We start from the raw sequence: 17134 nt of genomic DNA, 5'->3' as shown, positions 1-17134 counted from the left end.
GAAGGTCCCTATCCCTTGTTCCCGGCCGCCACGCGGTCCTTCATCAGGTGCGAGGGGCGGAACGACAGGACGCGCCGGGGCGTGATCGGCACTTCCTCGCCCGTCTTGGGGTTGCGGCCGATGCGTTCGTTCTTGTCGCGCAGGCTGAAGGTGCCGAAGGACGAGATCTTGACCTGTTCGCCCCTGACAAGCGCGTTCGAGATATGTTCGAGGACCGATTCGACAAGCTGGGCAGACTCGTGTCGTGACAGGCCGACGTCCCGAAAGACGGCCTCTGCGAGATCCATCCGAGTCAGCGTCTTGTCACTCATGACTTTTCCCCTTTGATTTCACAAGGATGGTTGGATTTCTTCCGCCTGTCAACGAGAAGCGCGGTCTTTCGTTCCGACAAAAACCGCCTGATCGGCCGCGGACCAGCGGCCAGGCGCCCCCGGCGGCGGTCCCTGCATTGCATCGGCGGGCCGCGATCCTATCTTTTCAAGGCAGCAAGGAGCGAGACGATGGCCGGAGGATGGGCCCGCGACGACGCGGTGAACGACCAGATCGAGATCAGCACGGCCGAGGCCGTGGCCCGTGCCAGAATGCGCGCGGCGCGCGGAACGGCCGCGGCGGACAGCGCCAGCCACTGCACGGATTGCGACGAGCCGATCCCCGAGGCGCGTCGCCGCGCCATCCCTGGGGTCCAGCTTTGCGTCGAATGCCAATCGGGGCGCGACCGCAGTTTCCGCCCCGCGGGCGGCATCAACCGGCGCGGCAGCAAGGATTCGCAGTTGAAATAGCGTCCTACCAGCGAAGGACGACGGAACCCCAGCTGAGGCCGCCGCCGATCGCCTCGGTCACGATCACGTCACCGGGGGCAAAGCGACCCTCGCCATCGGCAACAGACAGCGCGAGCGGGATCGACGCGGCCGAGGTGTTGCCGTGGTCGGCCACCGTCAGGACCACCTTGTCCATCGGCAGGCCCATCTTCTGCGCCGTCGCCGTGATGATCCGCGCATTGGCTTGGTGGGGGACCAGCCAATCCACATGGTCTGCGGTCAGCCCCGCCTTGTCCAGCGCGATATGGGCCGTCTTTGCCAGCTTCTCGACCGCGTGGCGGAAGACCAGGTTGCCCTGCATCCGCAACTGGCCTGCCGTGCCCGTGGTGGACACGCCGCCATCGACGTAAAGCAGTTCGCGATACTGGCCGTCGCTGTTCAGGTCGGCGGAAAGGATGCCGCGGTCGTTTGAACTGCCTGTCCCTTCCTGCGCCTCGAGGATCAAGGCCCCGGCGCCGTCGCCGAACAGGACGCAGGTGCCGCGGTCGGTCCAGTCCAGGATGCGCGAGAAGGTTTCCGACCCGATCACCAGCACGCGTTTCGCCAGGCCGCCGCGGATCATGGCGTCGGCATTGGCAAGCGCGAAGACAAAGCCCGCGCAGACTGCCTGGACGTCATAGGCAAAGCCGTGGGTCATCCCCAGCCCGTACTGGATCATCGTGGCCGAGGCCGGGAAGGTGTGGTCGGGGGTCGAGGTCGCAAGCACGATCCCGTCGATGTCGTCGGGCGTCAGGCCCGCCTTGTCCAGGGCCGCACGGGCCGCGCGCAGGCCCATGTCGCTGGTGGCCTGGCCTTCGGCCGCGAAATGGCGGCGTTCGATCCCGGTGCGGGTGCGGATCCATTCGTCGCTGGTGTCCAGCCGTTCCGCGAACCAGCTGTTCGGGACCACCCGGTCGGGCAGATAGTGGCCGGTGCCGCGGACGACGGATCGCAGGGTCATTGTGATGCAGCCTCGGTGCCGGGGGCAGCGGTGACGGCGGCCTGCGCGACACGCGCGGCCAGCCGGTCCTGGAAGCCCGATTGGGCCAGCGTGAAGGCCAGCTTGATCGCCGCCGACACGCCCATCGCATCGGCCGAGCCGTGCGATTTGACCACGGTGCCGTTCAGGCCCAGGAAGATCCCGCCGTTCACGCGACGCGGGTCGATGCGCTTTTGGAGGCGCTTGAGCGAGGTCATCGCCAGCACGGCGGCAAACTTGGACATGATGGAATTCGCGAAGGCGTCCTTCAGAAGCGTGCCGACCAACTTGGCCGTGCCTTCGCCGGTCTTCAAGGCGATGTTGCCGGTGAAGCCGTCGGTGACGATCACATCCACGCGCGCCGAGGGAAGGTCACCGCCTTCGACAAAGCCCACATAGCGGAACTTGCCCGTCTCGGCCGCGGCGACGATCATGTCCTGGGCCTGCTTCAGCTCGGCCCGGCCCTTGTGTTCCTCGGTGCCCACGTTCAGCAGGCCCACGCGCGGTTCCGAAAGGCCAAGCCCGTTGCGGGCATAGGAGGCGCCCATCAGCGCATATTGCAGCAGGTCATGCGCGTCGGCGCGAATATCGGCGCCCACGTCCAGCATGATGTTGAAGCCCTGCGGGTTCAGCGAGGGCCAGAGGCAGGCGATGGCGGGGCGGTTGACCCCCGGCAGCTTTCGCAGGCGCAGCATCGACAGCGCCATCAGCGCGCCGGTGTTTCCGCAACTGACGGCGGCCCCGGCCTCGCCGGTCTTGACCGATTCGATGGCCGACCACATCGACGTGCCGTCGCCCTTGCGCACGATCTGGCTGGGCTTGTCGTCCATCGTGACGACGCCCTCGGCGTGGCGGATGTCGCAGCGCCCGGCAAGCGATTTCCGACGTGCGACAAGGCGGCGAAGCTGGGCTTCGTCGCCATGCACGATGAACCGGATGTCCGGATTTTTATCCGCGCTTTCGGCCATGCCAGCGACAACTGCCGCAGGACCGCGATCGCCGCCCATCGCATCGACCGATATGACCACGCTGCCCCCGGGGCCGGGGGCGGGCGTGGCAGTCTGGGTCACGTCAAGGTCGGTCATCTGGCGCGGATGCCAAGCCCGATCAGGCCGCGTCGTCGTCCAGGTCGATCTCGTTGGCCTGGGCCACGACTTCGCGGTCAGCGTAATGGCCGCAGGACGGGCAGACGTGGTGCGGGCGCTTCAGCTCGCCGCAGTTCGAGCATTCGTTGGGGTTGCCGGCGACCAGGGCATCGTGGGCGCGGCGCATGTTCCGGCGGGACCGGGTAACGCGATTCTGAGGGACAGCCATGTCACAACCTCGGGTTTGTAGGGGGTGCAACGCGCAGGCGTCCTTGCGCACCCTTTGGGGATTGAATTCGTAAATGAACCGCGCAGATACGCCATGACGGCCCCGCCCGCAACCCCTTGCAACAGGGCAGGCAGGGGTTATTGCGCCGGAACCGCCCGCTTGCGCCAGGGCCATGCGGCAATCGCGCCCTGTTTCCGCCGCGATGTGGCCCCCGGGCAACGGCCTGCCGGGAATCACCCCTTGTCCGGGTCGCGGCTGCCCAGCAGCTTGTCCAGGCCCGCGAAGGGGCGGCGGGTGTCGGGGGCGTCGTCGGCCGGAGGGGCGGCAAGCTCGGCCCCGTCGGCGCGGGGATAGTCGGGCAGGGCCAGGGCCAGTTCCTCGATCATCACGGCGCCCAGGTCGATGAACTGGCCCAGGGGTTCCAGCGTGTCGTCGGGCATCTCGATCTCGTCGCCCTCGGGCGCGGTGACATGGGGGGAATAGTGACGCTCGACCTGCTCGTCCAGGTCGGTCTTCACGGGCTTCAGCGTCACGACGCAGGGCTGGGTCACGCGGGCGCGCAGTCGGCCGGTCAGGGCCCAGGCTTCGCCGCCCTCGGCCCGAATCTCTCCGGCAAAGGTCAGGCGCGACAGGGCGGGGATGCCCAGGTCGGCGGCGATGGCAGCGCAGCGGTCGGCGTCGGGCGTCAGGGAAAAGCTTGTCGGCGCGCGCGGGTTCAGATGCGCCACGCGCAGGCGTTCGGGCTGGTTCGCAGGGGCGGTCATGGCGGGCCTTTGTCTTTTTGGCGATCGGGGCGGCGTGCCAAGGGGGCGGCGCCAAATCCCCGACAGGATTGTCATTCTTGAGCGCGGTCCCCGAGTTTGCTAAGCCGGGCGGGCCGCGTCAACAGCGCCTTTGCAAAGGAAAGACGGAATGACAGCCATCCGGCATCTAGTGGTCCTGGCTTTCGTGGCCGTTCTTGGCCTTGCCGCCTGCGCGCCGGTGTATCGCAACCACGGCTTCATCCCCGCGCCCGAGGATCTGTCCCAGGTCGTCGTGGGCCAGACTACCGTGGACGAATTGCAGGGCCTGATCGGCCGTCCGTCGGCGCAGGGGCTGCTGACGGGGTCGGGCTGGTATTACGTGGGATCCCGCTGGCGCCATTTCGGCGCGCTCGAGCCGCGCGAGATCAACCGCGAGGTCGTGGCCGTGTCCTTTTCCCCCAATGGCGTCGTCACCAATGTCGAACGCTTCGGGCTGGAACGGGGCCGCGTCGTCACCCTGTCGCGCCGCGTGACCGAGGGCAGCGTGACCGAGATTTCCTTGATCGGGCAGCTTCTGGGCAACCTGGGCAATTTCCAGGCGGGCGATTTCATCGACTGACGGCTGCGGGTGCGGTGCGTGCCAGCACGCACACTACAGCGTCTGGACGATCCGGTCGGCCAGCACGTGCAGGTCGTTCCGGTATCCCGTGCGCGCCGACGGCTGGTCGGGATCCGAGGTCATGGCAATGGCCGCCGCGGGCCGCCCGCGCGAGGCCGGGAAGACATAGATCATCTGCCCGCCATAGCCCCAGCCATAGCGCACCGGGCGCCCGCTTGCCTGGCCGATGAACCAGCCATAGCCATAGCCCTGGCCGCTGAAGATCGACGAGGTGCGCGACTGCCAGCTTTCCTCGACCCAGGCTTCCGGCACGACCTGCTGTCCGCCCGCGCGCCCGCCTTGGGCATACATCGCACCAAAGGCCAGCAGGGACCGCGTGCTCATCGCCATCTGGTTGCCTCCCAGATAGATGCCCTGCGGATCGCGTTCCCAGTCGGTGATCCGAAAGCCCGGCACCGGGTCCAGCCAGTCCCGTGCCAGATCCAGCGTGGATCGCCCCGTCACCCGCGTCAGGATGGCGGACACCAGATGCGTCGAGGCGGTCGAATACTGCATCCGCCCGCCGGGGTTCTGCGTGAAGGGCGCGGCAAGGGCGGCGCGGACCCAGTTGCGGCTGCTGACCCAGGCGCCGTAATTTGCGCCCGACTGCCGCTCCAGCCCCGCCTGCATGGACAGAAGATTGCCCAGCGTCACGGTTGCCAGTCGCGGATCGGGATCGGCGGGCAGGTCGTCCCGCAGGATCGGCGCGATGGGCTGGCCAGGACCCTCCAACTCGCCCCGCTGGATCGCGATGCCGGCAAGGGCCGAGACGATCGACTTCGAGGCCGACTTGATGTTGGTCGGGCTGTCGGGCGTGAAGCGGCCATAGCCGCGGGCCGCGATCTCGGACCCGTTCGACCAGACGGCGATGGCGCGCAGGTTTTCCAGCCGCGCCGCATCGTCAAGGATCGGCGTCAGGCTGGCTTGCGCCAATGCAGGCGCGGCAAGCAGCGGGGACAGGCTGGCGGTCAGCAGAAGGGTGCGTCGGTTCATGGCATCCTATATGTGCCGGTTGACGGCTTTGGCGGAATCACGCTTGCGTCAGCTTGGGCTTGTCCGGGGGGCACCGGGCCATTACGGCAGGGTTGATGCCCCCATGCAGGAAGCCCAGCCATGACCGCGCTTGATGACCTGGCCCCGGTGCCCTTTCACGATGCCGCCGCCCCGCAGCGCGCGCGGATGCTGTCGCGGCTGGCCGACACGGAACTGGCCGTGGCCCTTGTGGCCGAACCGTCCGGCGATCAGGTGGAACTGCGCATCTTTCCGCTGGAAGGGGGCCCCGTCGCCCTTGCCTGCGATACCGAGGACCGGCTGGCAGGCTTTTTCGGGGGGCCGGTGGCCTATGCGGCGATGCCCGGCCGGGTGCTGGCGGGGCTGCTGAAGGCCGAGGGGGCGGGCCTCTTGGTCAATCCGGGCCTGCCGTCGGAAATGCTGCTGGACGCGGCCATGCTGGACTGGCTGACCGGCGCCCTGTCCGCCACGCCCGAGGCGACGGATGCCCGCCTGCGCCTGACAGCGCCGGCCTCGGACACGGTCGAGGCCCTGGCGCAGCCCCTGGCCGAACGGCTGGGCGACATGCGCGGGCTGATCGCGGGGGCCGCGCTTGCCGGCGCGGGCAAGGGCCACGTCGTCCTGGTCGCGGGTGCCGATCCCGCCCACCAGCCCGCCATCGCCAAGGCCCTGGCCGAGGCACTGGCCTTTCTGCCAGAACAGCCGGGCGGGGTGGATGTCAGCTTTACCGACGCCACGCTGCCCCCGCAGGTCCTGCGCTTCGACCTTTCCCCGCCCGAGGCACCCGCCGCGCCGCCGCGTCCCAAGGGCCCGCCGATCCTGCGCTGACGTCCAAGCACGGTTGCGTGATCGCCCTCAAGCTGCCAGAACCGGACCATGAAGACGCAACACAAAGCCCTGTCCGTCCACCTGCTGACCGCCACGGGCGCCGTTCTTTCGATGCTGGCCATGCTGGCCGCGGTCGAGGGGAAATGGTCCCTGATGTTCCTGTGGCTGGTCGTGGCCCTGGTCGTCGATGGCATCGACGGCCCCCTGGCGCGGCGATACGACGTGAAGATCCATTCGCCGAACTACGACGGCGTGCTGATGGATCTGATCATCGACTATCTGACCTATGTCTTCATCCCGGCCTATGCGCTGTTCAAGTCGGGGCTCTTGTCGGGCTGGACCGGCTGGTTCGCGATCATCGTGATCGTCTATGGCAGCGTGATCTATTTCGCGGACACGCGGATGAAGACCAAGGACAACTCGTTCTCGGGCTTTCCGGGCTGCTGGAACATGGTGGTGCTGGTGGTCTTCGCGACCGATCCGCATTGGTCGGTGATCCTGCTGATCGTGGTCGCCCTGACGGTCGCGATGTTCCTGCCCATCAAGTTCATCCACCCGGTCCGCACCGAACGCTGGCGCGGGATCTCGCTGCCGGTATCGGTGCTGTGGTGCGTCTTTGCCGCGCGCGCCGCCTGGGTCGACTTCCACCCCGACAGTTGGGCCAACTGGGGACTTGTCGTCACTTCGCTGTGGCTGCTGCTGGCAGGGCCGGCCCAGCAACTGATGCCCAAACGCGCCTGAACCCCCGGGGATGCCCATGATCCATGCCCTGAAACCCCTGGCCGCGCTGATCCTGCTGGCGCTGCCCGCCGCCGCGCAGGACGCCATCACCCTGGGCATGGTGCTGGAGCCCCCGAACCTTGACCCGACCGGCGGCGCTGCGGCGGCAACCGACGAGGTCGTCTACGCCAATGTCTTCGAGGGCCTGACCCGCTTTGGCCCCAACGGCAGCATCGAGCCGGGTCTGGCCGAACGCTGGGATGTCCAGGACGAGGGCCGCACCTATGTCTTCCACCTGCGGCAGGGCGTGACCTTCCACGACGGTGCGGCTTTCGACGCCGGCGACGTGGTCTTCACCCTGGACCGGGCGCGGGCGCCCGATTCGACCAATGCCCAGAAGGTGCTGTTCCAGGGCATTGCCTCGGTCGAGGCGGTGGACACGGCCACCGTCCGTGTGAGCCTGACGGCGCCCGACGGCAACTTTCCCTTCAAGATGGCCTGGGGCGATGCGGTGATGCTGGATCCGGCAAGTGCCGACAGCCTTGCCACGAACCCGGTCGGCACGGGCCCCTTCCGGCTGGAACAGTGGGTGCAGGGCGACCGGATCGTGCTGTCTGCCTTTGACGGATATTGGGGCGACAAGCCCGCGCTGCAAACCGCGACCTTCCGCTTCATCCCCGATCCTTCGGCCGCCTTCGCCGCGATGATGGCGGGCGACGTGGACGCCTTCCCGAACTTCCCCGCGCCCGAGACGCTGCCCCAGTTGCAGGCCGATCCCCGCTTCAAGGTGATGGTCGGCACGACCGAGGGCGAGACGATCCTGGCCATGAACAACGCCCGTGCCCCCCTGGACGACATTCGGGTCCGCCAGGCCATTGCCCATGCGATCAACCGCCAGGACATCATCGACGGCGCGATGTTCGGATATGGCACCCCCATCGGCAGCCATTTTGCGCCCCATCATCCGGATTACGTCGATCTGACCGGGCTTTCGGCCCATGACCCCGAAAAGGCCAGGGCCCTGCTGGCCGAGGCAAGCACCGGGCCGATGACCCTGCGGCTTGCCCTGCCGCCCACGCCCTATGCCCGCCGCGGCGGCGAGATCGTGCAGGCGCAACTGGCCGAGGTCGGAATACAGACGCAGATCGCCAACATGGAATGGGCGCAGTGGCTGGAAACCGTCTTCAAGGGCGGCGATTTCGACCTGACCATCATCAGCCATACCGAGCCGCTGGACATCGATATCTATGCCCGGCCCGATTACTACTTCCGCTACGCCAAGCTTGATTTCGTGGCCCTGATGGACCAGTTGCAGACGGCGGTCACGCCGCAGCAGCGCAGCGAACTCTATCGGCAGGCGCAGGAGATGATCGCGGGCGATTACGTCAACGCCTTCCTGTTCCAGCTTGCCAAGACCGGCGTGGCCAATGCCCGGATCGAGGGCCTTTGGGAAAACGCGCCCACCCAGGCCAATGACCTGACGCGGGTGCGGTGGACACCATAGCATGTCGCGGCTGCGGTGGATCCTGTCGCGGCTGCGACGGACATTGTGGATCCGCGTGTCTCTTTATGCGTTGCTTGGCGTTGCGGCGGCGGTCGCCGCGACGCTGGCCAACTGGCTGCCCTGGCCGCTGCCCATCGACATCAGCGCCGAGGCCATCGACAGCCTGCTGAACGTCATTGCCTCGTCCATGCTGGCGGTCACGACCTTTTCGGTGACGGCGCTGACCTCGGCCTATGGCTCGGCCACGTCGAACGCCACGCCGCGGGCCACCCGCCTGCTGACCGAGGATGACTTCATCCAGTCGGTCCTGGCGACCTTCATCGGATCCTTCCTGTTCAGCATCGTGGGCCTGGTGACGCTGCGGGTCAGCGTCTATGGCCCGCAGGGCCGGGCGCTGTTGTTCGTGACCACGGTCCTGGTCATCATCCTGATCGTGCTGGCCCTGCTGCGGTGGATCCACCAACTGACCAAGCTGGGCCGCGTGGGCGACACCATCGACCGGCTTGAGGACGCGACCCTCCGGTCGATGAAGGCGCGGCTGGACCTGCCCTTTCTGGGCGGCCGCCCCTTGCCGGACGACGCGCCGGGGGGGCCTGCCATCCTGTCGGACCAGGTGGGCTATGTCCAGTTCATCGACACCGCCACCCTGTCCAGCCTGTGCGAGGATCGCGGCATCCACCTGGACATCCGCGTCCTGCCCGGCACCTTCCTGTATCACGGCAGCCCCCTGGCCGTCGTGCAGGGCGAGCCGCTGGGCGAGGATCTGGCGCGCAAGGTCCGCGGCGCATTCACCGTCGCCAATGTGCGATCCTTCGACCAGGATCCCCGCTTCGGCGTCATCGCCTTGTCCGAGGTGGCGTTGCGCGCCCTGTCCCCCGCCGTCAACGACCCGGGCACCGCCATCGACGTGATCGGGCGGCAGGTTCGCCTGCTGACCCTTTGGTCCGAAGGCTGGCACAAGGCCGAACTGCACAAGGCGGAATATCCCCGCCTGCGCGTCCCGCCGCTGCGCTATGACGACATCTGCGACGACGCCTTCCACCTGATCGCGCGGGATGCGGCGGGTCAGATCGACGTGCTGATCCGGCTGGTCAAGGCCTTGGACGCCCTGCGCCGGATTGGCCCCGAGGCTGCCCGCCAGGCGGCCGACCGGCAGTTGCGCCTGGCCTGCGACCGGGGCCTGGCCGGCTTGCCCGCAGATCATGATCGGGACCGGCTGCATCAGGTGCTGGACGAACTGGACCGCCTCTGGCGGGCGGCGTGATTTCCGCTTTTCATTTGCCAAGTCGCGCGGCATAGTCCGCGCCATGACCCGGATGCTGGACATTCCTGCCGCCCCGACCGCGCCATCTGGTGCGCGCGTGGTCGTGAACCTCCGCGGTCTGCTGCTTCTTACGCTGCGCTGAGCGGGTCTCCGGGCCGCCGCTCAGCCAGGAAGTGCCCGGTCACCTTCCGCGACAGACCTGTAAGAAAGCATCTCCAATGACCAACAAGAACCGCGTCGTCATCTTCGACACCACCCTCCGCGATGGCGAACAATCGCCCGGCGCCACCATGTCCCACGAAGAAAAGCTGGAAATCGCGTCCATGCTGGACGAGATGGGCGTGGACATCATCGAGGCGGGCTTCCCCATCGCGTCCGAAGGCGACTTCGCCGCCGTCAGCGAGATTGCCCGGCAGTCCAGGAACGCCGTCATCTGCGGCCTGGCCCGCGCGCAGATCCCCGATATCGACCGCTGCTGGGATGCCGTGCGTCACGCCCGCCGCCCGCGCATTCACACCTTCATCGGCACCTCGCCGCTGCACCGGGCGATCCCGAACCTGGACATGGACCAGATGGCGGAACGGATCGAGCAGACCGTGACGCACGCCCGCAACCTGTGCGACAACGTGCAATGGTCGCCTATGGACGCGACGCGGACCGAACACGACTACCTGTGCCGCGTGGTGGAAATCGCCATCAAGGCGGGGGCAACGACCATCAACATCCCCGACACCGTGGGCTACACCGCGCCCCGCGAATCGGCCGACCTGATCCGGATGCTGCTGGAACGCGTGCCGGGGTCGGAAAACGTGGTCTTCGCCACCCATTGCCACAACGACCTGGGCATGGCGACCGCCAATGCCCTGGCCGCGGTGGAAGCCGGGGCGCGCCAGATCGAATGCACCATCAACGGCCTTGGCGAACGCGCCGGCAACACCGCGCTGGAAGAGGTCGTGATGGCGCTGAAGGTGCGCCACGACATCATGCCTTACGATACCGGCATCGACACCACCAAGATCATCGGCATCTCGCGCCGCGTGGCCCAGGTCTCGGGCTTTCCGGTGCAGTTCAACAAGGCGATCGTCGGCAAGAACGCCTTCCTGCACGAATCCGGCATTCACCAGGACGGCGTGCTGAAGAATGTCGAAACCTTCGAGATCATGCGCCCCGCCGACATCGGGTTGAACGAAACCAACATCGCCATGGGCAAGCATTCGGGCCGCGCGGCCCTGCGCGCCAAGCTTGCCGACCTGGGCTATGACGTGGGCGATAACCAGTTGAAGGACATCTTCGTGCGGTTCAAGGCCTTGGCCGACCGCAATAAAGAGGTCTATGACGAGGATATCGTGGCCCTGGTCCAGGACGCCTCGGCCAATACCGGCGACGATTTCCTGCAGGTCAAGCACCTGCGCGTGGTCTGCGGCAGCGACGGGCAGTCGGCCGACCTGACCATGATCGTGGACGGGCAGGAAAAGACCGTCCACGCCACCGGCGACGGCCCGGTCGACGCCTGCTTCAATGCGGTCAAGCAGATCTTCCCGCACAGTGCGACGCTGAAGCTGTATCAGGTCCATGCCGTGACCGAGGGCACCGACGCCCAGGCCACCGTCAGCGTCCGGATGGAGGAAGAGGGCCGCATCGTAAACGGCCAGGCCGCCGATACCGACACGATCCTTGCATCGGTCAAGGCCTATGTCGGCGCGCTGAACCACCTGATCGTGCGCCGCACCCGCGCCGGCAAGGACGCGCCCGAGATCAGCATGTATTCGCACTGACAGTCAGGGGGCCGCGCCTGTCGCGGCCCTATGCCGTCACCCCCGCCAGTTGCGACCAGTCCATCCCGGCCAGGAATGGAAAATCGGCGGCCAGGGCCTCGCGGAACTCCTCGGGCAGAAGGGGGTCATAACCCCAGGGGATGCCGGGAAAGCCGCGCCGCGCGGAATCGGCCACGTCCCAGCGGGTCACGAAATGGCCCGCGGTCCCAGGCTCGGTGATGGCCAGCATCTTGCGCGGCAGGTCGAAATGGTTGTGCGCGAAGATCGACTGGCCGGGATCGGCCAGCCGCACCGCCAGGGCCGCGCCGGTAAAGGGGCGCCAGGTCTTCCAGAAGCTGGGCGGGTTGTCCCCATAGCACATCACGCTGAGACCGCGCGGAAAGCTGATCGCGTGTTCGGGCAGGGCCGCGGTTGCCGTCCCGATCCGGCGCAGATCCGCGACAAAGCCGGGCCCGACCGCGTCGTCGTCGTCCAGGCGGAACTGCAGCGCGGCCCGCCCCGTCTGCCGGGCGGACCGCATCAGGATCGGGCGCAGCACCCCGGCAAGGTCGGGACTGTCTGACAGGATCAACTCGGCCTGCGGAAGGCCCGCGCAAAGCTGCGACAGGCGATCGCGCCAGACCTGCGGCAGGCGGGCCGATGTCACCACCAGGAAGCGGAAGTCTGGATCCGTCTGCGCCGCGAGCGAGGCCAGGCAGATCCGTTCCAGGGTGAACAGGCGCCGGGCCATCCGGTCGGGATCGAACAGCCATTCCGCCTGCTCCTTCAGCCGCGGCGCGTCATGGGCATCCGCCCCGCGCATCCCGATCCAATCCCCCCGGCCCAGGAAGGCGAACCGGCAGATGCCGATAATCTGGCTTGCTTCCAAGGGCTTCGTCCCGGTCCTGCTTTGTCGCGGCGGGGAACTGCTTTCCCCAAGCCTTTGCGAAGGATCGGGGCTTTCGTGATGGGGTCAACCCTTTTATATGAGGGGCCGCGGTCAGGCGGACGATTCCGGCGGGCGGCGATGCTCATGGGGCGACAGAAACGGGCTAAGGCCGGGACAAACCGGCGCGAAAGGAAAACGGGCATGGCATTCGGCGGGTTGTTTTCGACCGACATCGCAATCGACCTGGGGACGGCGAACACGCTGATCTATGTCAAGGGCAAGGGCATCATCCTGAACGAGCCCTCGGTCGTGGCTTATCACGTCAAGGACGGCAAGCGGCAGGTCCTGGCCGTGGGCGAGGACGCGAAACTGATGCTGGGCCGCACGCCCGGCAGCATCGAGGCGATCCGGCCCATGCGCGAAGGCGTCATCGCCGATTTCGACAGCGCCGAGCAGATGATCAAGCACTTCATCAAGAAGGTCTTCAAGCGCAGCGGCTTTTCCAAGCCCAAGGTCATCGTCTGCGTGCCTCATGGCGCGACGCCGGTTGAAAAGCGCGCGATCCGCCAGTCGGTCCTGTCCGCAGGTGCCCGCAAGGCCGGGCTGATCGCCGAACCCATCGCGGCGGCCATCGGCGCGGGGATGCCCATCACCGAACCCACTGGCAGCATGGTCGTCGACATCGGCGGCGGCACGACCGAGGTCGCGGTGCTGTCCCTGGGCGACGTGGTCTATGCGCGGTCCGTCCGCATCGGCGGGGATCGCATGGACGAGGCGATCATCAACTATCTGCGCCGCAACCAGAACATGCTGATCGGCGAAAGCACGGCCGAACGCGTCAAGACCAGCATCGGCACGGCCCGGATGCCCGACGACGGGCGCGGCGCCACGATCATGGTGCGCGGACGCGACCTTCTGAACGGCATCCCCAAGGAAATCGAGATCAGCCAGGCCATGGTGGCCGAGGCCCTGGCCGAACCCATGCAGGCCATCTGCGAGGCCGTGATGGTCGCCCTTGAGGCCACGCCCCCGGATCTGGCCGCCGACATCGTGGACCGCGGCGTGATCCTGACCGGCGGCGGCGCGATGCTGGGCGACCTGGATCTGGCGCTGCGCGAGCAGACCGGCCTGTCGATCACCCTGGCCGACCAGCCGATGAACTGCGTCGCATTGGGCACCGGCAAGGCGCTTGAATACGAAAAGCAGCTGCGCCACGTCATCGACTACGACAGCTGAGGGCGCGGCCCGGCATCCGTCCAGTCAGGGGCTGCCTGAATGGCACGCAAGGGACCAGATTTCACCACACCCGTCCGGCGCGTCCTGATCGCGCTGATGGCGCTTGTCCTGATCGCGCTGTTCCTGTTCTGGCGCATCGACAGCCCGCGCGCCGAGGCGATGCGCATCGCGATCATCGACCGGGTGGTGCCCGGCTTCGAATGGGCGCTGGCCCCGGTCACGCAGGTCAGCCAGATGATCGGCGGGTTCCAGTCCTATGCCCGGATCTATCAGCAGAACCAGGAACTGCGCCGCGAATTGCAGGCAATGCAGGCCTGGAAGGAAGCGGCGGTCCAGCTTGAACAGGAAAACTCCAAGCTGATGGCGCTGAACAATGTCCGCATCGACCCCGCGCTGACCAGCGTCACGGGCATGGTGATGGTGGACAGCGGATCGGCCTTCCGCCAGTCGGTGCTGCTGAATGTCGGCGCCGACGACGGCATTGTCGAGGGCTGGGCCACGATGGATGGGCTGGGCCTTGTGGGCCGCATTTCCGGCGTGGGCAAGCGGACCAGCCGCGTGGTGCTGCTGACCGATCCGTCGTCGCGCATCCCGGTCGCGGTCCAGCCTTCGGGCGAACGGGCGCTGCTGACCGGCGACAACACCCCGCTGCCGATCCTCGACTTCATCGAGACGCCGGACAATGTGCGGCCGGGCGACCGGGTCGTCACCTCGGGCGATGGCGGGGTTTTCCCACCCGGCCTTCTGGCGGGGCAGGTCGTGCAGGGCAGCGACGGGCGGATGCGGCTGCGCCCGGCCGCCGATTACGGCCGGCTGGAGTTCCTGCGCGTCCTTCGGTCCCACCCGGCGGAAACCGTGGTGGACAGCGGCGCGGTCATCACGCCGGGCGACCGCGGCTTCATCGGCCCGCAGGTGCCCAGTTCCCCGGTCGAGGCGGCGGCGGGCTCGGACCCGCTGGCGACGGGCACCGAATGAAACGGCCGGTGCTGATCGGCACGGTGCTGTTCTGCCTGGCCATGGCGGTGCTGCTGTTCCTGCGCCTTCTGCCCCTGTCGGCAGGGGCCGCGCGGCTGCCCGGCCCGGATGTCGCGCTGTGCCTGGCCCTGGCCTGGGTGCTGCGTCGTCCCGACCAACTGGCCGCGCCGGTGATCGCCCTGGCCTTCGCCTTCCAGGACATCATCCTGTTCCATCCCCTGGGGCTTTGGCCCGCCATCGTCCTGGTCGGGACCGAGGCCGCACGCTTGCGTGAGAACCGTTGGCGCGATCAGCCATTCATGGTTGAATGGCTGCGCACAGCCGCCCTGATCGGGATGATGATGCTGGGCTATCGGATCATACAGGTGCTGTTCATGTTGCCGATTCCGGCTTTGGGTCAGGCGATCCTGCATTTCATCGCCACGGTCGCGGCCTATCCGCTTGTCGTGCTGGCGGCGCGGCTGTTGTTCGGATTGCGCCGCATCACCCCCGTCGAGGCCGAGCAGATGAGGTTCGCCTGATGACCAAGCCCGTCAATCCCGCCGATGCCGCCGGCCGCAGCATCACCCGTCGCGGACTGATGCTGGCGGGCATCCAGTTGGGCGTGGTCACGACCCTGGCGCTGAAGCTGAGGTCGATGCAGGTCGAACATGCCGAGCAGTATCGGATGCTGGCCGACGGCAATTCCATCAAGATTCGCCTGTTGGTGCCAGCGCGGGGCCTGATCCACGACCGCAACGGCATCGTCATCGCCGGCAACGAACAGAATTACCGCGTCACCCTGACGCGAGAGGAGGCGGGCGGCGACGTGGAACCCGTCCTGCGGCGCCTGGCCCGGCTGATCCCCATCAGCGACGCCCGCATGGCCGAGCTTCTGGACGAATTCGCCAAGCGCAGCGCGATCACCCCCATCGTGCTGGCCGACCGGCTGACATGGGAACAGTTCAGTTCCATCGCCGTGAACGCGCCCTCGCTTGCGGGCGTGACGCCGGAATCGGGCCTGTCGCGCGTCTATCCTCGGGCGGGGGACATGGCGCATGTGCTGGGCTATGTGGGTCCGGTTTCCGATTACGACCTGTCCAAGATCGAGGATCCCGATCCCGTGCTGATGCTGCCCGAGTTCCAGTTGGGCAAGGTCGGCTTCGAGGCGCGGATGGAGGAGCATCTGCGCGGCAAGGCCGGTCAGCGCCGGGTCGAGGTGAACAGCGCCGGGCGCGAGATGCGGCAACTGTCCCGCCAGGAGGGCGAGCAGGGCGCGACCGTGCAGATGTCGCTGGATGCCAGGCTTCAGAACTATGCCGCGCAGCGCATGGGCACCGAAAGCGCCGCCGCCGTGGTGATCGACGTGCAGACGGGCGACATCCTGACCATCTGCTCGTCGCCCTCCTTCGATCCGAACAAGTTCGTGCGGGGGATTTCCTCGCCCGACTACAAGGCGCTGATGAACCACGACCACCGCCCGCTGGCCGACAAGACCGTGCAGGGCGTCTATCCACCGGGATCGACCTTCAAGATGGTCACCCTGCTGGCCGGCCTGGAGGCCGGGGTCATCAACGCGGGCTCTCGCTTCTACTGCCCCGGCCATACCGAGGTGGGCGGCCGCCGCTTCCATTGCTGGAGCAGGGGCGGGCATGGCAGCGTCGATGCCGTCACCAGCCTGTCGCACAGTTGCGACGTGTATTATTACGAACTGGCCCAGAAGGTCGGCATCGACCGGATCGCCGCGATGGCCCGCAGACTGGGCCTGGGGCAGCGCCACGACCTGCCCATGTCCGCCGTGGCCGAAGGCATCGCCCCGGATCGCGCCTGGAAGCAGGCCCGCTATGGCCAGTCCTGGCAGGTGGGCGACAGCCTGAACGCCTCGATCGGGCAGGGCTACGTGCTCGCCTCGCCCTTGCACCTGGCGGTGATGACCGCGCGGCTGGCCACGGGGCTGGAGGTGAAGCCCCGGCTGGTCCGCGCGATCGACGGCGTGCCCCAGCCGGCGGAGGATTTCCCTGATCTGGGCCTGAACCCGGCCTTCCTGCGCGTGGCCCGGCTGGGCATGGACGAGGTGATGAACTCGGCCACCGGCACGGCGCGGCGGTCGCGCATCGTGCGCGAGGATTGGCGCATGGCGGGCAAGACCGGCACCAGCCAGGTCCGCAACATCACCGCGGCCGAACGGGCGCGGGGGGTGGTGTCGAACGACCAATTGCCCTGGAACCGGCGCGACCATGCGCTGTTCGTCTGCTATGCGCCCTATCAGGCGCCGCGCTATGCGGTGTCGGTCGTGGTGGAACATGGCGGCGGCGGATCGGCGGTGGCCGCGCCCATCGCCCGCGACATCCTGCTGTTCGCCCTGGCGGACGGGCTGCCGCCCCTGGATGCCGTGCCCGGCGACCAGCAGGAGGCGATGGAGGAACGCCACAACGCCATGCGCCTGTTCACGCCCGAAGCGCCCCGGCTGACGCGAGCCTGAG

General features: G+C 67.5%; 18 protein-coding genes. 11 read left to right on the top strand and 7 right to left on the bottom strand.

Features of this window, described 5'->3' with window-relative positions:
- Window positions 1–8: 8 nt before the first annotated feature.
- Complete coding sequence (gene ihfA, locus FIU66_RS12380; RefSeq protein ID WP_103173462.1) at window positions 9–311, bottom strand: integration host factor subunit alpha; 303 nt, start codon at window positions 309–311, stop codon at window positions 9–11.
- Window positions 312–500: 189 nt separating this feature from the next.
- On the opposite strand from ihfA, the gene FIU66_RS12375 reads away from it, so the two are divergent.
- The gene (locus FIU66_RS12375; RefSeq protein ID WP_167623054.1) at window positions 501–779 is read left to right on the top strand and encodes a DksA/TraR family C4-type zinc finger protein; all 279 of its coding nucleotides are present in this window, start codon (window positions 501–503) and stop codon (window positions 777–779) included.
- Window positions 780–783: 4 nt separating this feature from the next.
- Here the strand turns inward: FIU66_RS12375 and FIU66_RS12370 are convergent, their stop codons facing one another.
- From FIU66_RS12370 to FIU66_RS12355, 4 genes are all read right to left on the bottom strand, one after another.
- On the bottom strand, window positions 784–1758 hold the full coding sequence (locus tag FIU66_RS12370) for a beta-ketoacyl-ACP synthase III (RefSeq protein WP_167623053.1): 975 nt from the start codon (window positions 1756–1758) through the stop codon (window positions 784–786).
- On the bottom strand, window positions 1755–2861 hold the full coding sequence (gene plsX / locus FIU66_RS12365) for a phosphate acyltransferase PlsX (RefSeq protein ID WP_167623052.1): 1107 nt from the start codon (window positions 2859–2861) through the stop codon (window positions 1755–1757). The genes FIU66_RS12370 and plsX overlap by 4 nt, the downstream gene beginning before the upstream one ends.
- Window positions 2862–2883: 22 nt before the next feature.
- Entirely contained in the window at window positions 2884–3090 is a 207-nt protein-coding gene (rpmF, locus tag FIU66_RS12360) for a 50S ribosomal protein L32 (protein WP_167623051.1), read from the bottom strand.
- Window positions 3091–3323: 233 nt separating this feature from the next.
- Window positions 3324–3854, bottom strand: a complete 531-nt coding sequence (locus FIU66_RS12355; RefSeq protein ID WP_167623050.1) for a DUF177 domain-containing protein — start codon at window positions 3852–3854, stop codon at window positions 3324–3326.
- Between the two features lie 148 nt (window positions 3855–4002).
- On the opposite strand from FIU66_RS12355, the gene FIU66_RS12350 reads away from it, so the two are divergent.
- A complete protein-coding gene (locus tag FIU66_RS12350) occupies window positions 4003–4452 on the top strand; it encodes an outer membrane protein assembly factor BamE (protein WP_167623049.1) in 450 nt (149 codons plus the stop codon).
- A gap of 33 nt (window positions 4453–4485) precedes the next feature.
- On the opposite strand, the gene FIU66_RS12345 is transcribed toward FIU66_RS12350, so the two are convergent.
- A complete protein-coding gene (locus FIU66_RS12345; protein WP_167623048.1) occupies window positions 4486–5484 on the bottom strand; it encodes a serine hydrolase in 999 nt (332 codons plus the stop codon).
- A gap of 120 nt (window positions 5485–5604) precedes the next feature.
- Between FIU66_RS12345 and FIU66_RS12340 the strand changes: the two genes are divergently transcribed.
- From FIU66_RS12340 to FIU66_RS12320, 5 genes are all read left to right on the top strand, one after another.
- Window positions 5605–6330 carry an SseB family protein gene (locus FIU66_RS12340; RefSeq protein WP_167623047.1) on the top strand — a complete coding sequence of 242 codons (726 nt, stop codon included), beginning with the start codon at window positions 5605–5607 and terminating at the stop codon, window positions 6328–6330.
- Between the two features lie 48 nt (window positions 6331–6378).
- Window positions 6379–7071, top strand: a complete 693-nt coding sequence (locus tag FIU66_RS12335; protein WP_167623046.1) for a phosphatidylcholine/phosphatidylserine synthase — start codon at window positions 6379–6381, stop codon at window positions 7069–7071.
- A gap of 16 nt (window positions 7072–7087) precedes the next feature.
- On the top strand, window positions 7088–8554 hold the full coding sequence (locus FIU66_RS12330; protein ID WP_167623045.1) for an ABC transporter substrate-binding protein: 1467 nt from the start codon (window positions 7088–7090) through the stop codon (window positions 8552–8554).
- A gap of 1 nt (window position 8555) precedes the next feature.
- A complete protein-coding gene (locus FIU66_RS12325; RefSeq protein WP_167623044.1) occupies window positions 8556–9818 on the top strand; it encodes a DUF2254 domain-containing protein in 1263 nt (420 codons plus the stop codon).
- A gap of 218 nt (window positions 9819–10036) precedes the next feature.
- Entirely contained in the window at window positions 10037–11593 is a 1557-nt protein-coding gene (locus tag FIU66_RS12320) for a 2-isopropylmalate synthase (RefSeq protein ID WP_167623043.1), read from the top strand.
- A gap of 28 nt (window positions 11594–11621) precedes the next feature.
- On the opposite strand, the gene FIU66_RS12315 is transcribed toward FIU66_RS12320, so the two are convergent.
- A complete protein-coding gene (locus FIU66_RS12315; RefSeq protein WP_167623042.1) occupies window positions 11622–12461 on the bottom strand; it encodes a glycosyltransferase in 840 nt (279 codons plus the stop codon).
- Between the two features lie 201 nt (window positions 12462–12662).
- Between FIU66_RS12315 and FIU66_RS12310 the strand changes: the two genes are divergently transcribed.
- Genes FIU66_RS12310 through mrdA form a run of 4 tightly spaced genes read left to right on the top strand, consistent with a single transcriptional unit; the run spans window position 12663 to window position 17133 of the window.
- A complete protein-coding gene (locus FIU66_RS12310) occupies window positions 12663–13697 on the top strand; it encodes a rod shape-determining protein (RefSeq protein ID WP_126153706.1) in 1035 nt (344 codons plus the stop codon).
- Window positions 13698–13736: 39 nt separating this feature from the next.
- Entirely contained in the window at window positions 13737–14672 is a 936-nt protein-coding gene (gene mreC, locus FIU66_RS12305) for a rod shape-determining protein MreC (RefSeq protein WP_167623041.1), read from the top strand.
- Window positions 14669–15193: a rod shape-determining protein MreD gene (locus tag FIU66_RS12300; protein WP_167623040.1), complete on the top strand. Its 525-nt coding sequence runs from the start codon at window positions 14669–14671 to the stop codon at window positions 15191–15193. The genes mreC and FIU66_RS12300 overlap by 4 nt, the downstream gene beginning before the upstream one ends.
- Complete coding sequence (mrdA, locus tag FIU66_RS12295) at window positions 15193–17133, top strand: penicillin-binding protein 2 (protein ID WP_167623039.1); 1941 nt, start codon at window positions 15193–15195, stop codon at window positions 17131–17133. The genes FIU66_RS12300 and mrdA overlap by 1 nt, the downstream gene beginning before the upstream one ends.
- Window position 17134: the final 1 nt, after the last annotated feature.

It is taken from the genome of Paracoccus sp. AK26, assembly GCF_011801365.1.
Taxonomy (GTDB): Bacteria; Pseudomonadota; Alphaproteobacteria; order Rhodobacterales; family Rhodobacteraceae; genus Paracoccus; species Paracoccus aerius.
This window is presented reverse-complemented; position numbering and strand designations above follow the sequence as displayed.

Bases quoted from the DNA above. Each gene is read 5' to 3' on its own strand.
- mrdA (WP_167623039.1), top strand. From the start codon at position 15,193: ATGACCAAGCCCGTCAATCCCGCCGATGCCGCCGGCCGCAGCATCACC.
- FIU66_RS12325 (WP_167623044.1), top strand. From the start codon at position 8,556: ATGTCGCGGCTGCGGTGGATCCTGTCGCGGCTGCGACGGACATTGTGG.
- FIU66_RS12375 (WP_167623054.1), top strand. From the start codon at position 501: ATGGCCGGAGGATGGGCCCGCGACGACGCGGTGAACGACCAGATCGAG.
- FIU66_RS12350 (WP_167623049.1), top strand. From the start codon at position 4,003: ATGACAGCCATCCGGCATCTAGTGGTCCTGGCTTTCGTGGCCGTTCTT.
- FIU66_RS12320 (WP_167623043.1), top strand. From the start codon at position 10,037: ATGACCAACAAGAACCGCGTCGTCATCTTCGACACCACCCTCCGCGAT.
- mreC (WP_167623041.1), top strand. From the start codon at position 13,737: ATGGCACGCAAGGGACCAGATTTCACCACACCCGTCCGGCGCGTCCTG.
- rpmF (WP_167623051.1), bottom strand. From the start codon at position 3,090: ATGGCTGTCCCTCAGAATCGCGTTACCCGGTCCCGCCGGAACATGCGC.
- FIU66_RS12340 (WP_167623047.1), top strand. From the start codon at position 5,605: ATGACCGCGCTTGATGACCTGGCCCCGGTGCCCTTTCACGATGCCGCC.
- FIU66_RS12335 (WP_167623046.1), top strand. From the start codon at position 6,379: ATGAAGACGCAACACAAAGCCCTGTCCGTCCACCTGCTGACCGCCACG.
- FIU66_RS12310 (WP_126153706.1), top strand. From the start codon at position 12,663: ATGGCATTCGGCGGGTTGTTTTCGACCGACATCGCAATCGACCTGGGG.
- ihfA (WP_103173462.1), bottom strand. From the start codon at position 311: ATGAGTGACAAGACGCTGACTCGGATGGATCTCGCAGAGGCCGTCTTT.
- FIU66_RS12345 (WP_167623048.1), bottom strand. From the start codon at position 5,484: ATGAACCGACGCACCCTTCTGCTGACCGCCAGCCTGTCCCCGCTGCTT.
- FIU66_RS12300 (WP_167623040.1), top strand. From the start codon at position 14,669: ATGAAACGGCCGGTGCTGATCGGCACGGTGCTGTTCTGCCTGGCCATG.
- FIU66_RS12355 (WP_167623050.1), bottom strand. From the start codon at position 3,854: ATGACCGCCCCTGCGAACCAGCCCGAACGCCTGCGCGTGGCGCATCTG.
- FIU66_RS12370 (WP_167623053.1), bottom strand. From the start codon at position 1,758: ATGACCCTGCGATCCGTCGTCCGCGGCACCGGCCACTATCTGCCCGAC.
- plsX (WP_167623052.1), bottom strand. From the start codon at position 2,861: ATGACCGACCTTGACGTGACCCAGACTGCCACGCCCGCCCCCGGCCCC.
- FIU66_RS12330 (WP_167623045.1), top strand. From the start codon at position 7,088: ATGATCCATGCCCTGAAACCCCTGGCCGCGCTGATCCTGCTGGCGCTG.